The following is a 15,298-nucleotide window of genomic DNA, read 5'->3' as shown; positions in this document are numbered from 1 at the left end:
CTGCCGCTCAGGGCGTGACGATATTGAAGCGTGAATCAGCCTCTTCCAGCCCGCCCAGCAATTGCAGGAACTTCACCCGCTCGCCTTTGATGTCGATTGCCCCTGCTGTGGCTTCCTTGAGAAAGCCTGTCTGTTTGAGGGCAATGCGGTCCAGCGTCTGTTTGCGCATGGTGACCTCTACATCGGCCTTGGCGTGGCGCGCCAGGTCGCGGTGGGTAAGGACGCCGTTGCGCAGGGTGAGAGCGTAGTCTTCGTCCAGGTCGGAAAACCGCCAGTTTACGGTCAGGTCGCTATCGGCGGCCTTGTAGGCATTCACCCGAACGCTCAGGTAGTCGAAAAACAGGCTGGGTGTCAGGGCCCGCACCATGTCATCGGTGTTGCCGCCGCTACCCGCACCGGCGGCAACGCCTGAGCGCAATTCCTGCGCGCCACTGAGGTAGGCATTGCGCCAGGTGGCGTTCTCACTCTGGTAACCCAGTTGCTCCAGCGCGTCGGCCTGCAGTTCGCGGGCCTCGGTGTTGTCCGGCTCGGCGAATACCAGGTGGTTGACCAATTGCGCCACCCATCGATAGTCGCCCTTGGCGAAGGCCTGGCGGGCCTGGGTCAGCACCTGATCGGCCCCCCCCATCGCCGCCACGTAACGCTTGCCGGCCGCTTGCGGTGGCAATGGGTCGAGGTTGGCCGGGTTGCCGTCGTAGAACCCCATGTAGCGTTGATAGACGGCCCTGACGTTATGGCTGAGCGAGCCGTAGTAGTCGCGGCTGTACCATTTGCTTGCCAGACGCGGCGGCAGACTGGCCAGGGTCTGGGCAATTTCCATGGGTGTCTGGCCCTGATTGATCAGGCGCAAGGTCTGGCTGTCGATGAAGGCATACATATCGCGCTGGTCGGCCAGGTAGTCGCGGATGGCCGCACCGCCCCAAGTGGGCCAGTGATGCTGGGCGAACACCACCTCGGCCTGCTCGCCGTAGCGCACCAGCGATTGGTCCAGGTAATGGGCCCACACTTTCGGATCGCGCACCAGTGCCCCGCGCAGCGTCAGTACGTTGTGCTGCACATGGGTGGCGTTCTCGGCCATGCACAGTGCCCTGAGCGCCGGGAAATAGATGTTCATTTCCGCCGGCGCCTCGGTGCCCGGGGTCAGCTGGAACTCCACCTCCACGCCGCTCAGGGTCATGCGTTGCAGCGGTTGGCTGATTTCGAGCGTCGGCGCGATGAGGCTGACAGTGGCATTGGCCGGCACGCCCTTGCCCAGTCCGGCATCCACCTGGCCTCGCGGCCCACGGGGCAGGGGCGCGCCGTACATGTACTGGGCGCGGCGTTTCATGGCCGGTCCGGCCAGCACGTTTTCACCGATGGCATGCTCGAAGAACCCCTCGGGCGCGATGACCTGTACTTTGCCAGCCTTGACGTCCGCCTCGTTGATCACCCCGCGCACGCCGCCGAAATGGTCGACGTGCGGGTGGGTGTAGATCACCGTGGTCACCGGCTTGCGCGGGCGGTGCTTGAAGTACAGTTCGAGGCCCGCCTTGGCCGTCTCCACGGCAAGCAGCGGGTCGAGCACAATCAGCCCGTCCGGCCCCTCGACGATGGTCATGTTGGCCAGGTCCAGACCGCGAAGCTGGTAGATGCCCTCGGTGACCTTGAACAGCCCGGCGATGTTGTTCAACTGAGCGACGCGCCACAAGCTCGGGTTTACCGTGGCAGGGGATTGCGCCGGTTCCAGAAAAGCATACTGGGCCAGGTTCCACACGGTCTTGCCATCGGCTGTCGCGACTGGCCCGTCGAACCGCTCGACCAGCCCACGCCTGGCTGTTTCGTAATCGACGCGATCCTCGAAGGATAACCGTTTCAGCCACTGCTGGTTGCTGGCCAGGGTGGCCGCGGTGGCATCCTTGGCCGCTGTTGCGGCCAGGCTCGGAAGGGGGGCCAGCAGGGCAAGCGCCAGCATCGACAGTGAAAAGCGCATGGGATTTCCTTGTTGTTCTTGAGGCAGAACACTCTAGGGGAGGGGCTTGCGCACCAGCCAATACCAGAGCGGCATGGCCGCTATCGCGTTTCCTGATGGCTTCAGGCGGGGGGGAGCGTGAGGATCTGTTCGACCAGCCAGGCCAGGGCGGGGTCGTGCTGACGGTGGCTCAGGTGTACCAGTTCAAGTTCGAAAGGCTCCAGGGCAAAAGGCAGTTCGTGCACCGCCAAAGGCAGCAGATGCGCGAACTGCTGGGCCAGTTGCCGCGGCAGCACCACGCACATTTCGGTGGCTGCGGCCAGATGCGCGGCCTGCAGGTAGTTGGGCGTGGTATAGGCGATTTGCCGGGTCAGGCCTTGCTCGGCCAGCCACTGGTCGACCATGCCTCGGGTCTGGCCGCCGTGCACCCAGATGTGCCGCAAGCCCAGGAACGCATCGAGGTCCAGTGCCTGGCCCAGCGCCAGGTGCGGGTGCTGCTGGCGCAGCGCGATCTGCAGGGTTTCACGGCGCCAGGGGTGGCGGGTGAAGCGCGCTGGCACCTCGTCGAAGCGGCCCAGTACCAGGTCGAGGTCGCCCCGGTCCAGCGCCTCGGCCGGCAGGTTGGGGGCCAGGTGCACCACGTCGATGCGCAAGTTGGGTGCCAGTAGTTGCAACCGCGCCAGGAGCGGCGGCATGCAAAGCTGTTCGACGAAATCGGTGAGGGCGATGCGCAGTTGGCGATGGCTGCGCTGTGGCTCGAAGCCATCGCCGGTGCCCAGTGTCTGCTCGATCTGCTGTAACGCAGCACGTATCGGCCCCTCCAGTGCCAAGGCGCGTGGCGTCGGGCGCATGCGCCGGCCCACGCGGACCAGCAGCGGGTCACCCAGCTGGTCACGCAGGCGCGCCAGGGCATTGCTCACGGTCGGCTGGGTCAGGGCCAGACGCTCGGCGGCGCGGGATACGTTCTGTTCACGCAGCAACATATCGAAGACGCGCAGCAGGTTCAGGTCGAAGTTCGAAATATTCATGCCGAAAATATATGGCATACGAAATGGAAATTTCAAAAATACCTTCGGCCTGCTTAGGGTGATCACAGTCCTCATACCTACAAGAAAGCAGGAGCGTTGCGCGTGAATACTCCCTTCCCGATCAATCAGGTGGCTGTGATAGGTGCAGGCACCATGGGCCGCGGCATCGTCATCAGCCTGGCCAACGCCGGGCTGTCGGTGCTGTGGCTGGACTGCAACGCGGCAGCGCTCGAAGCAGGGCTGGGCATGGTCAGCCAAGCCTGGGCCCAGCAGGTGGACAAGCAGCGCATCACCCAGGCCCAGGCCGAAGCCTGCCTGGCGCGTGTGCAGGTCGTGGACGGCTATCCGGCGTTGGCGGAGGCCGACCTGGTGATTGAAGCGGTGTATGAAAACCTGGCGCTCAAGCAGGAAATCTTCCGTGCACTGGATGCACACCTCAAGCCACGTGCGATCCTGGCCAGCAACACCTCGGCGCTGGACATCGACGCGATTGCCGCCGTCACCCAGCGACCGTCCCAGGTCCTTGGGCTGCATTTCTTCAGCCCCGCGCATGTCATGAAGCTGCTCGAAATCGTGCGTGGGGCGCACACTGATCAGAAGGTACTCGAGGCCGCCAAAGCGCTGGGCGAGCGCATGGGCAAGGTGGCGATAGTGGCAGGCAACTGCCCAGGGTTCATTGGCAATCGCATGTTGCGCAGCTATGTGGGCGAAGCACGCAAGTTGCTGCTTGAAGGGGCTTTGCCACACCAGGTGGATGCGGTACTGCAGCAGTTTGGCTTCGCCATGGGGCCCTTCCGCATGTACGACGTGGTGGGCATCGACCTGGAGTGGCGCGCCCGGCAGCTGGCCGGGCAAGGCATGCACGACCCGCTGGTGCAGGTCGATAACGCGCTGTGCGAACTCGGCCGCCTCGGGCAGAAAACCGCGCAAGGCTATTACCGCTATGCACCCGGCAGCCGACAGGCCGAGCATGACCCGCAGGTCGACGCTCTGGTGCTGCAGGTGTCCCAGAAGCTTGGCTATCGACGCCGGGGTATCAGTGCCGAGGAAATCCTCGAGCGCTGCCTGCTGGCACTGGTCAACGAAGGGGCGAAGGTTCTCCAGGAAGGTATCGCCGCCAGCAGCGCCGACATCGACCGGGTCTGGCTTCACGGCTATGGCTTTCCGGCTGCCACTGGCGGGCCCATGCGCTGGGCTGACGAGCAGGGGGCGCCGTTTATCCTGGCCCGGCTGGAATACCTGCAGGGCGTGCTTGGCGAGCATTGGCGCCCGGCAGGGTTGTTCTATTCGCTGGTGGCCGGTGGCAAGCGTTTCGAACCGCGTGGGGAGGTTCGGGCATGAACTACCAGGCGCCCCTTCGCGACATGCGTTTCGTGCTGCATGAACTGTTCGATCTGGCCGGACATTGCCAGCAGCTAGGTATCGAACTGGACCGCGACACCCTCGACGGTATCCTTGAGGAGGCCGCACGTTTCACAGGCCAAATCATCGCACCGCTCAATCGCAACAGTGACGAACAGGGCTGCAAGTGGGTTGGCGGCGAGGTCACCACCCCGGACGGCATGCGGGAGGCCTATCGGCAATACGTCGAACATGGCTGGGCCAGTATGACCGGGCCGCAGGCCTATGGTGGCCAGGGTTTGCCGCAGATGGCATCGGCCAGCTTCCATGAAATGCTGATGGCGGCATCGTTGTCGTTCCGCATCTACTCCGGCCTGACCGAGGGCGCGGTCCTGGCGTTGCATCGCCATGGCAGCGAGGCACTCAAGCAGGCCTACCTGAGCCGGATGGTCAGTGGCGAGTGGGCCGGTACCATGTGCCTGACCGAGCCGCAGGCCGGCACCGACCTGGCTTTGCTGCGTACCCGCGCCCAGCCGGAAGCGGACGGCAGCTACCGCATTACCGGCAGCAAGATATTCATCAGCGGTGGCGAGCAGGACCTGACCGACAACATCGTTCATCTGGTACTCGCGCGCCTGCCTGATGCGCCGGCCGGTGTCAGGGGCATCAGCCTGTTCCTGGTGCCCAAGCTGCTGCCCGGTGGCGAGCGCAATGCGCTGTGCTGCGGGGCGCTGGAGCACAAGATGGGCATCAAGGGTGCTTCGACCTGCGTGATGAATTTCGACGGTGCCCAAGGCTGGCTGGTGGGGGAGGCCAACCAAGGCCTGGCCTGCATGTTCACCATGATGAACGATGCCCGCTTCCAGGTCGGCCTGCAGGGGCTTGGTATTGCCGAGGCTGCTTTTCAGGGGGGGCTGGCCTATGCCCGGGAGCGTCTGCAGTCGCGCTCGCTTGCCGGGCCGGTGGCAGCGGAAAAGCCTGCCGATCCGATTATCGTCCATCCAGACGTGCGGCGCATGCTGTTGACCCAGAAGACCCTTACCGAGGGTTGTCGCATGCTGGGCATCTACACCGCTCGGCAACTGGACCTGGAGCACGCTGCGAAAAGTGCACCGGCGCGCCAGGCGGCAGCCCGGCGGGCGGCGTTGCTGATCCCTATCGTCAAGGCGTTCTTCACCGACGTCGGTCAGGAGGTCGCCAGCCTTGGGGTGCAGTTGTATGGCGGCCACGGCTACATCCGCGAGTGGGGCATGGAGCAGTTGATGCGCGATAGCCGCATCACCCAGCTTTATGAAGGCACCAACGGCATACAGGCCCTTGACCTGATACGCCGCAAGCTACTGGGGGACGGCGGGGCCGAGCTCAATCTGCTGATCGACGAAATGGTGCTGCACGTCGGGGCTGCCAATGCGCTCGGCGGCCTGCAGACCATGGCGACGTCCGTGGGGCAACGTTTGGAGGAGTGGCGCGCCTTGTCTGCCCATGTGGTCGAGGCCTGTCAACGCGACCCCCAGGAGTCAGGGGCAGTGTCGGTTGATTTTCTTGCCTACTCGGCCTACGTGCTGTTGGCGGCGATGTGGTTGCAAGCGGCTGTGCATGCTCAAGCAACGCTTGCCGCCGGCAGCACGGAAACAGCCTTCTACAGGGCCAAGCTTCACGCTGCGACGTTCTACTGGCGGCGGCTGCTGCCCCGCGCCACCGCTCATCGCGAGGCCCTGCTGGGCGGCGCGGATTGTCTGATGGCGCTACCAGAGAGCGATTTCGCGTTCTAGCGCACGGCAAACCACATTGACAAGGAGAGTGTGATGCAGCCTTTCAGCTTTGCCACCACTGCGCAGATCCTCTGCGAAGCCGGCGCGGTGCAGCGCCTTGCAGGTCTGTGCCGTGAGCGCGGTGCCAAGCGTGTTTTGATCGTCAGTGACCCGGGTATCGCCCGTCTTGGCATGCTTGATGACCTGCTGCCGGGGTTCACGGCAGCCAAGGTCGGCGTGGCGATCTTCAGTGAGGTTACGGCCGACCCTAGCGAAGCATGCGTGCTGGCGGCCGTCCAGCGCGCCCGGCATATTGGTGCCGACCTGGTGGTAGGGTTCGGCGGCGGCAGTTCGATGGATGTGGCCAAGCTGGTTGCACTGCTGGCCCACCGCGACTGTTCACAGCCGATCGCCGAGCTGTATGGCATTGACAAGGCCAAGGGCCGCCGGCTTCCGTTGATCCAGGTGCCCACCACGGCAGGTACCGGTTCGGAGGTGACACCGATCGCCATCGTCACCACCGGTGCTACCACCAAAATGGGCATTGTTTCGCCGCTGCTGTTGCCGGACCTGGCAGTGCTCGACGCCGTCTGTACCCTCGGCCTGCCATCGGCGGTCACTGCTGCTACCGGTATCGACGCCATGGTGCATGCCATCGAAGCCTATACCAGCCGCCTCAAACGTAACCCGCTGTCCAGCCTGCTGGCCCGTGAGGCGCTGCGGCTGCTGGCGGATAACCTTGACCAGGCTGTGCACAACGGCGGCAACCTGCAGGCCCGCCAGGCCATGCTGCTGGGAGCATGCCTGGCCGGCCAGGCCTTTGCCAATGCACCGGTGGCGGCGGTGCATGCCCTGGCCTATCCGCTGGGTGGGCATTTTCATATTCCCCATGGCCTGGCCAACGCGCTGGTGTTGCCGCATGTGCTGCGCTTCAACCTGCCGGTGGCGGCAGTGGACTACGCCGAGCTGGCCGTGCCGCTGCTGGGGGCCCGTTTGCAGCCGGGCGATCAGCGCCAGCAGGCAGAACAATTCGTGGCCGAGCTGGCTGCGCTAAGTAGCCGCTGCGGGTTACCTGACCGCCTGCGCGACGCTGATGTACCGGGTCATCGGCTTGGCCAGCTGGCCGAAGACGCGATGCAACAGCAACGCCTTTTGGTCAATAACCCGCGTGAAGTCACCCAGGCCGATGCGCTGGCCATCTATGAGGCAGCCTACTGATGAACCACCTCCGGCGACGTGAACACTATCGGCACTACACGCCCATAACCACTCGGTGGCACGACAACGATGTCTATGGCCACGTGAACAACGTGGTCTATTACAGCTTTTTCGACAGCGCCGTGAACCGCCTGCTGGTGCAGGAGGGTGGGTTGGATATCGACCAGGGGAGGGTGATCGCGCTGGTGGTCAGCTCCGCCTGCGACTACCAGGCGCCGGTGGCCTTCCCGCATGACATCGAAGTGGGCCTTGCGGTGAGCCGGTTGGGTAACACCTCAGTGCACTATCAGTTGGCGGTGTTCCTCGCCGGCCAGCCACTGGCCTGTGCCACCGGCCGCTTCGTCCATGTATTCGTCGACCGCGAAGGGCGGCGTCCGGTGCCGGTGCCTGACTGCCTGCGGCATGTGTTGAGCGAACTGCAGCCCCTATCCCCTGAGGAACAGCCATCATGAAAGATGCCGTGATCGTCGCCACTGCTCGCACCCCTATCGGCAAAGCCATGCGTGGCGCCTTCAACGACCTGAAAACCCCCAGCATGACGGCTGTCGCTATCCGCGCCGCAGTAGAACGTGCTGGCATCGAACCGGCGCAGGTCGATGACCTGGTGCTGGGGACTGCCATGCAGAGCGGCACTGCCGCGATCAACCCGGGGCGGCTGTCGGCGCTGGCCGCCGGCCTGCCCCAATCGGTCAGCGGTCAGACCGTCGACCGCCAGTGCGCTTCAGGCCTGATGGCCATTGCCACGGCGGCGAAGCAGATAATGGTTGATGGCATGCAGGTGACCATTGGCGCAGGCCAGGAGCAGATCAGCCTGGTGCAGCAGGTGCACAACCAGCTGGCCAGTGAGGCTTACGACCCCGCAGTGCTGCGCCTGAGCGAGCACGCCTACATGCCGATGTTGCAAACGGCCGAACGGGTGGCCCGGCGTTATGGCATAAGCCGCGAAGCGCAGGATGCCTACGCCCTGCAGTCTCAGCAGCGCACGGCAGCGGCGCAGGCGGCAGGGCTGTTCGCCGCTGAAATCGTGCCGGTGATCGCACGCAAGAAGGTGGTGGACAAGCTGACAGGTGTTGTCAGCCATGAAGAGGTGCGCCTGACCCAGGACGAAGGGAACCGACCGGCGACGACCCTGGCCGACCTTCAGGGGCTCAAGCCCGTGGTCGAAGGCGGTTGTGTCACGGCCGGTAATGCCAGTCAGTTGTCCGATGGCGCCAGTGCCTGCGTGCTGATGGACGGTGCGCTGGCGGCGCGCTCGGGTACTGCAGCCCTGGGGCTTTACCGCGGTATCGCTGTAGCTGGCCTTGCCCCCGAGGAAATGGGCATCGGCCCGGTATTGGCGGTGCCCAAGCTACTGCGCCAGCAGGGCCTGACGGTAGACGATATCGGGCTATGGGAGCTGAACGAGGCGTTCGCCTGCCAGGTGCTGTATTGCGCCCAGCAGTTGCAGATCGACCCGGCGAAGCTGAACGTCAATGGCGGCGCCATTGCTATCGGCCACCCCTATGGCATGAGCGGCGCGCGGATGGTCGGCCATGCCTTGCTGGAGGGCAAGCGACGTAAGGTGAAGTACGTGGTCGTGACAATGTGCGTGGGCGGCGGCATGGGCGCAGCAGGCCTGTTCGAAGTGCTTTAGGCCGGTACCCAAGGCCAGCCCATGGCGCTGACCGGGACGCAGGCGCAGCCAGCGTCCACAGTGTCCCGGCCAGGGCTGGTTATGAGCCTACAGCAATCGCGTGACGCGAAGCCGGCTGCGGCAATTGGCGGAAACCTTCACTGATGGCAGCGATCAGTTCCGCGTCCTTGACGGGGCACAACCCGGGGAACGGTTTGTTGGCATGGGTAAGCACGGCTTCGACGCTTTCCTGGTTGTCGAGGTAAACCCGCCTGATTGCCTGGCTTTCCAGGTCTTTGCTGTCGCTGCCGTTCAGGGCGTGGTGAATGGCGAGCCCTGCGCCAAACGCCAGGGCCGGGGTTGCAATACCGTGCTTGCGGGCAAGGTCGATGCTGCTGAGGATGCGTTCATTGCGTTGCAGCTTGCGCAAGGGGTCGCGGCCTACCCGGGCGCACGGGTCTTTGAACGAGGTTTTGCAGCGTTCGAGGAATGCCTCGGCAAAGCGGCTGACCACCTCGGCCATCTGTGGGTATTCGGCCACCAGTGCGGGCGCGACCTCCTGGCGAATCAGGCGCTCGGCCAGTTCACTCACCCGCGCATCGCCCATGCCCTGGCCGACCCAGGCATGGCCCAGCAGGCTGGCGTACCAGGCCACGATGGCGTGCGGGCCGTTCCACAGGCGGTTCTTGATGATCTGGATCTGGGCAATGTCTGGCACTGTCTTCACCTGGCGCAGGCGTTCGAGCAAATCGCTGCCGCGCTCGGCGTAAAGCGGCATGTCGGCTTCGCTGTTGAACAGCACCAGATGCAGCTGGCTCATGGCGCTGCTGGGCTGCGCAAAGGGCCTGAAGTGGCCGATCAGCCGTTCGTACTCTGGTAGCGGCGCTGAAGGTTTGCGCGTGCTTGCAGGCTCGTCTTCCAGGCTGTTCTGGAACATCTGCGACTTGATGCGCAGTTGCCGTACCAGTGCGTCATTGCCCAGTTTGGACACGATGCGGCTGACCACCGTTTCGGCGAAATGGGTCTTTTGCATAACCTGCTCGCTGATCGCAGGCGGGCACAGTAACGCCAGCTCGGCTTGCACGTGACGACGCACGAACGCCGCACCGCCAACCTTGTTCAGCACGATCAGCAGAGTCAGCTCGCGGCCTCGGCGCTCGAAGCGTTGCAGCAGGCCTTGGGCGATCACCCTGGCCTGGCTTCTGATGGCCTGCTCGGGCAGGCTCAGGCCGATGATTTCGGCAGTGGTGTACATGCTGATGACCGCGTCGTCATCGTCCATGTCGATCATGCGCACGTTGTCGATGGTCTGGTCGAACGACGTGGCGCCGTAGCGTACGCTGTAGCGGCCAAAGGCGCTGACGCTTTCGCGCAGCATGCGTGAGCGGGTTGCGGCAATGATTTCACGCGGTCGGGTGTAGCCGTCCCAATGGGAAAATACCTGTGTCAGGTAACCGCCGCCGATGGCGCCGAAACCATGAATGCCCACGCTGAACTGGTTCATCGAGGCCGGGAACGGCTCACTCAATGCAGGCATGCCCAGGTCGGGTACGCACTCGCTCAGGTCGGCGAGAAATTCATGCATGCTGCGGTAGGCTTTGAGCGCGCCCGCCTTGATTTCCGGCGCAGGCGGCTTGATGTCCTCGATCAGGATCGCCTGCCCTTCGGCGCGCATCGCCGACAGCATGCCGTTTTCCGAGTCCTCGACCATGAAGCACTGGTCTGGCTCGCAATTGAGCGCGCGGGCGGCTTTCAGGAAAATCTCGGGGTGTGGTTTGCCTTGGCTGACTTCATCGCCACAAACGGTGATGTCGAAGTACTTCAGCACGTTGGCGTTGATCAGGTATTCCTCGGCGATGGCACGGCGGCTGGAGGTGGCCACCGCCATGGTCAGGCCCGACTTGCGCAGGCGCTCCAGCACCTCCAGCAGGCCGGCCTTGATCGGTACGCCGTGATTGCGCACGTACTCCAGTTCAAGTTCATCGGCGCGTTGGCGGATTTCGGCGTACGGGAAGTCGTCGCCGTTATGCGCCTTGGCAAGGGCCTCGGCCTTCTTTGCGCTCAGGCCCAGCGAGCCAATCAGGGTGTGCTCGCTCAGCGCTTTGCCGAAGATTTCCAGAGACGCTTGTTTGAGTGTCTTGAAGCGCAGGCGCTCGGTGTCGAAGAGGGTGCCATCCATGTCGAAGATGGCGCTGAAAATGTGTTTACCGTGAAAGAAAAGCATTGGCTGTTGCCCCTTGTCGTTGCGTCAGGCACTCCGCCTGCAACAGGCGAGTACGGTGTGTGAGCTGCAGAGGAGGCAGTCAGGTCGGGGGCACACGTTTGACAGCGGGACGCTCAGGGGTGACACAGAGGTAAGGCGGGGCGGAGCGGGGGGTGCAGAGAAGGTTGGCAACCTTCGAGGCGAGGCGGGTGGCGCGTTTGGCCTTGAGGTCACGCCCACTGGCTGCGGTCGGTTTCGCAGGCAGTGGGCGCAAATAGCGATGGATACGTGTGATTCCAAGCATGAGGTGCTTTGCTTCCTTTTCGTCATGGGTGATCCCTTTTTAGCCTTGCACGTATGCGCAACCCGATGCAAGGACAAGGCTGTCGTTACCGAGCCGAGCAATGACTCGAGCTGTCAGCAAGGCTCCCCCATGACCTTGCCGTTCCTGCGTACAATGCGGGCAAGGCAGGGGCATCGAGAGGTCAATGTGGAGTTACGCCAGTTTCGCTACTTTTTAAGTGTGTTGGAGCACGGCAGCCTTGGCAGGGCCGCGCTCGAGCTTGGCGTGGGCGCCTCCGCCCTGAGTCAGCAACTGTCGAAGCTGGAAAACGAGCTCAGCACCCGGCTGTTGACGCGCTCGAGTACCGGCGTCGTCCCGACGGCGGCTGGTCTGGCGTTCGAGTACCATGCCCGGCTGGCGCTGCGTCAGGCCGAACACGCCATGCTTGCCGCGCAGAGTGGACGCATGAGCGGGTATGTAAGTGTCGGCCTTGCCCCGACTACGGCATCGGTCCTGGGCCTTGCCCTTATCGACCGCATGCGCCAGCGCTATCCGGACATCCACTTGCACCTGGTGGAAATGCTGTCGGGCTATCTGGTCAGTCAGCTTAACGCCCGGCACCTGGACCTGGCTGTGTTGTTCCAGCCCGACGCGGGGGCGCGCCTGGATGTGCGTCCGCTTTTGCAGGAACGGCTGTTCGCGCTGGTTCCGCTGGCATTGGTGCAAAGTGGCTGGGGCGAATCGCTGACGTTGCAGCAGATCGCGACGTTGCCGCTGGTGATGCCGAGCAGTCAGCATGGCTTGCGCGCCACGTTACAGGCAATCCTGGCCAGGGCGGGGCTGGAAGCCAACATCGTCATGGAGGTCGATGGCCTGTCATTGCTCTTGGATTGCGTAGCGGCGGGCCACGCCGCCACCCTGCAGCCCGGTGCGGCAGTAGCCCGGGCAACGCAAGCAGGCATGCGCGTATTCGCCATCGACGATGCCCAGGCGCAGCGCCGCAATCTGGTGGTGAGCCTGAGTGAGGATGAGCTTTCGCCTGCTGCGCTTGCGACCCGGGTCGTGTTGCATGAGGTCGCGCGCGAGCGGGTTGCCTGCGGCCAATGGCCCGGGGCGCGCCTGCTCTGAGGCCGCCTGGGCGCCATCAGCCTTTAGAAAAACTGAACACCTACCTTCGGTAATCGCGTTTCGTCACCTGCCAGGTCTCACTAGAGTCCGTGGTCCGCGAGGAGCACCCCGAACGTTCTGGCTCCTCGAGACCTGGAGGCAAAATGATCGATGTGCTTGTCATTGGCGGCGGGAATGCTGCCCTTTGCTCGGCGCTGATGGCCCGCGAGGCGGGGGCCAGTGTGCTGCTGCTGGAGGCCGCGCCGCGTGAATGGCGTGGTGGCAACTCTCAACACACTCGCAACCTGCGATGCATGCACGATGCGCCGCAGGATGTACTGGTTGACGCGTACCCGGAAGAGGAATTCTGGCAAGACCTGCTCAAGGTCACGGGCGGGCAAACCGACGAGAAACTGGCGCGGCTGGTGATCAGGGCTTCGGCCAATTGCCGGGACTGGATGCGGCACCATGGCGTGCATTTTCAGCCGTCGCTCTCTGGCGCGTTGCACACGGCGCGCACCAACGCCTTTTTCATGGGCGGTGGCAAGGCACTGGTCAATGCCTATTTCCGTAGTGCCGAGCGGTTGGGTGTTGAGGTTCGCTATGACACGCCAGTGTGCGATATCGAGCTGGACGGCGACCGTTTCGTTGCGGCCCATGTACCGGCGCGTGATGTCGCAGGGCGCCGCTTGCCGGCCGAACGCATCCAGGCGCGAGCCTGTGTGCTGGCGGCTGGAGGCTTCGAGTCGAACAGAAGCTGGTTGCGCGAGGCGTGGGGGCAGAACGAACGCGGTGAGTGGCCAGCGGACAATTTTCTGGTCCGTGGCACCCGCTTCAACGACGGTGTACTGCTGCGACGGATGATCGATCTGGGGGCCGATTCTATCGGTGACCCGACCCAGGCGCACATGGTAGCCATAGACGCCCGCGCGCCCTTGTACGACGGCGGTATCTGCACGCGTATCGATTGCGTTTCGCTGGGTGTGGTGGTCAACCGTGAAGGCTTGCGCTTCTATGATGAAGGGGAGGACTTCTGGCCCAAGCGCTATGCGATCTGGGGCAGGTTGGTAGCCCATCAGCCGGGGCAGGTGGGGTTCTCCATCATCGACCAGAAAGCGTTGGGGCGGTTCATGCCGCCGGTTTTCGGGGGTATCACGGCCAATACCCTGGAAGAACTGGCGCAGCTTCTGGGCCTTCCGGTAGCGACCTTCCTTGACACGGTTCACGCCTACAACCGGGCGTGTCAGGCGGGCAGCTTCGATCATACCCGGCTGGACAACTGCCACACGCAAGGCGTGACACCGGTCAAGAGCCACTGGGCACGACCGATCGATACGCCACCATTCTATGGCTATCCGTTGCGTCCAGGGGTGACTTTCACCTACCTGGGGCTACGCACGGATGAGACCGCTGCCGTTCATTTCGCTGGCCGGCGCAGCCCGAACCTGTTCGTTGCGGGCGAAATGATGGCGGGCAACGTGCTGGGCAAGGGCTACACCGCTGGCGTCGGCATGTCCATAGGCACCGCCTTCGGCCGTATCGCCGGCACCCATTCCGCGGCTGCTGCTGCACGTATTTCATCCCCAAACGAGGCCTGTCATGACCGCGCAATTGCCTGAACCCCACACGTATGACCCGGCGGGCCGGGCCGAACTGATTCCGGTATTGAACATGGATGAAACGGAAGTCGACCGGCAGATGCGCATCTGCAATGCCTGTCGCTACTGCGAAGGCTTCTGCGCCGTGTTTCCGGCCATGACCCGAAGGCTGACATTTGCCAAGGCGGATATCCATTACCTGGCCAACCTGTGCCATAACTGCGGCGCCTGCTTGCATGCCTGCCAGTATGCCGCGCCTCATGAGTTTGCTGTCAACGTGCCTCAGGCCATGGCCAAGGTCCGTGGCCAGACGTACGCTGACTATGCCTGGCCGGCCGCGTTCGGCCGTCTTTACCGGCACAATGGCACCTATGTGGTCACTGCGCTGGCGATTGCCTTGTCGCTGTTCTTGCTACTGGCCTTGCAGGTCAACGGAACCCTGTTGCCTGGTCGCCTGGGCGGCGACTTCTATGCGGTTTTTCCACACAACATGCTGGCGCTGTTGTTCGGCAGTGTCTTTTGCCTGAGCGGTGTCGCGCTGGCGGTGGCGATAAGGCGGTTCTGGCGCAGCATTTCGCCGGCCGAACCTCAGGCTCCGCCTGTTGACGGGGCAATCCTTGAAGCTTCAACAGCTGTGCTGACCTTGAAGTACCTCGACGGAGGGCATGGCCAGGGCTGTAACAACGAGGATGATCGCTACACCCTGTGGCGGCGCCGTTTCCACCACTTGACCTTCTACGGATTCTTGCTGTGCTTCGCGGCTACCTTGGTCGCCACGGCATATCACTACGTACTCGACCTTCAGGCGCCTTACCCCGTGCTGAGCCTGCCTGTGCTGCTGGGTACGGTCGGGGGGATCGGCCTGGTCATTGGCCCCGCCGGGCTGCTTGTGCTGAACCTGCGCCGAGCGCCGGAACAGGGCGACCCCAGGCAGCGGCCAATGGACAGGGCCTTCATCCTGCTCCTGCTGTTGATCAGTCTCTCCGGGCTCGCCCTGTTGGGCCTGAGGGATACCGGGGCCATGGCGGTGCTGTTGGCCGTTCACCTGGGCACGGTCATGGCGCTGTTCATCACGTTGCCTTACGGCAAGTTCGCCCACGGCCTGTTCCGCAGCGCAGCGCTGCTGAAGTTCGCGCTTGAAAAGCGCCGCCCCGACACACTCGGCCTGGGCAGCGACTGATTGATGGGCGCGGCAGCAGCACAGGGTGG

At 63.7% G+C, this 15,298-nt stretch carries 11 protein-coding genes; 8 read left to right on the top strand and 3 right to left on the bottom strand.

All coding sequences use genetic code 11. From position 1 onward, the window contains the following. Positions 1-7: 7 nt before the first annotated feature. On the bottom strand, positions 8-1,969 hold the full coding sequence (locus GST84_18500; protein XGB14216.1) for an MBL fold metallo-hydrolase: 1,962 nt from the start codon (positions 1,967-1,969) through the stop codon (positions 8-10). Positions 1,970-2,070: 101 nt separating this feature from the next. Beyond that, positions 2,071-2,994 carry a LysR family transcriptional regulator gene (locus tag GST84_18495; GenBank protein XGB14215.1) on the bottom strand — a complete coding sequence of 308 codons (924 nt, stop codon included), beginning with the start codon at positions 2,992-2,994 and terminating at the stop codon, positions 2,071-2,073. Positions 2,995-3,078: 84 nt separating this feature from the next. On the opposite strand from GST84_18495, the gene GST84_18490 reads away from it, so the two are divergent. Genes GST84_18490 through GST84_18470 form a run of 5 tightly spaced genes read left to right on the top strand, consistent with a single transcriptional unit; the run spans position 3,079 to position 8,919 of the window. After that, positions 3,079-4,317 carry a 3-hydroxyacyl-CoA dehydrogenase gene (locus GST84_18490; GenBank protein ID XGB14214.1) on the top strand — a complete coding sequence of 413 codons (1,239 nt, stop codon included), beginning with the start codon at positions 3,079-3,081 and terminating at the stop codon, positions 4,315-4,317. After that, positions 4,314-6,089: an acyl-CoA dehydrogenase gene (locus tag GST84_18485; protein XGB14213.1), complete on the top strand. Its 1,776-nt coding sequence runs from the start codon at positions 4,314-4,316 to the stop codon at positions 6,087-6,089. The genes GST84_18490 and GST84_18485 overlap by 4 nt, the downstream gene beginning before the upstream one ends. A gap of 33 nt (positions 6,090-6,122) precedes the next feature. Further along, complete coding sequence (locus GST84_18480; GenBank protein XGB14212.1) at positions 6,123-7,286, top strand: iron-containing alcohol dehydrogenase; 1,164 nt, start codon at positions 6,123-6,125, stop codon at positions 7,284-7,286. Next, positions 7,286-7,738, top strand: coding sequence for an acyl-CoA thioesterase (locus tag GST84_18475; protein ID XGB14211.1), 453 nt, complete (start codon positions 7,286-7,288; stop codon positions 7,736-7,738). The genes GST84_18480 and GST84_18475 overlap by 1 nt, the downstream gene beginning before the upstream one ends. Next, positions 7,735-8,919, top strand: coding sequence for an acetyl-CoA C-acyltransferase (locus GST84_18470; protein XGB14210.1), 1,185 nt, complete (start codon positions 7,735-7,737; stop codon positions 8,917-8,919). Before GST84_18475 ends, GST84_18470 begins: the two co-directional genes overlap by 4 nt. Before the next feature lie 79 nt (positions 8,920-8,998). Here GST84_18470 and GST84_18465 read toward each other — a convergent pair whose 3' ends face one another. Further along, entirely contained in the window at positions 8,999-11,122 is a 2,124-nt protein-coding gene (locus GST84_18465) for an HAD-IA family hydrolase (GenBank protein XGB14209.1), read from the bottom strand. Positions 11,123-11,591: 469 nt separating this feature from the next. On the opposite strand from GST84_18465, the gene GST84_18460 reads away from it, so the two are divergent. The 3 genes from GST84_18460 to tcuB all read left to right on the top strand — a co-directional run bounded on the left by GST84_18460 (position 11,592) and on the right by tcuB (position 15,269). Beyond that, entirely contained in the window at positions 11,592-12,512 is a 921-nt protein-coding gene (locus tag GST84_18460) for a LysR family transcriptional regulator (GenBank protein XGB15801.1), read from the top strand. Between the two features lie 143 nt (positions 12,513-12,655). Further along, positions 12,656-14,110, top strand: coding sequence for an FAD-dependent tricarballylate dehydrogenase TcuA (gene tcuA, locus GST84_18455; protein XGB14208.1), 1,455 nt, complete (start codon positions 12,656-12,658; stop codon positions 14,108-14,110). Continuing rightward, positions 14,091-15,269 (top strand): tricarballylate utilization 4Fe-4S protein TcuB, encoded by a 1,179-nt coding sequence (gene tcuB / locus GST84_18450; GenBank protein XGB14207.1) that lies wholly within the window; start codon positions 14,091-14,093, stop codon positions 15,267-15,269. The genes tcuA and tcuB overlap by 20 nt, the downstream gene beginning before the upstream one ends. The last annotated feature ends 29 nt before the right edge of the window (positions 15,270-15,298 follow it).

The sequence above is a fragment of the Pseudomonas putida genome (assembly GCA_041879295.1).
Lineage (GTDB): Bacteria > Pseudomonadota > Gammaproteobacteria > Pseudomonadales > Pseudomonadaceae > Aquipseudomonas > Aquipseudomonas putida_Y.
The sequence above is the reverse complement of the archived record's forward strand: the minus strand, read 5'-3'. Positions and strand labels throughout refer to the sequence as shown.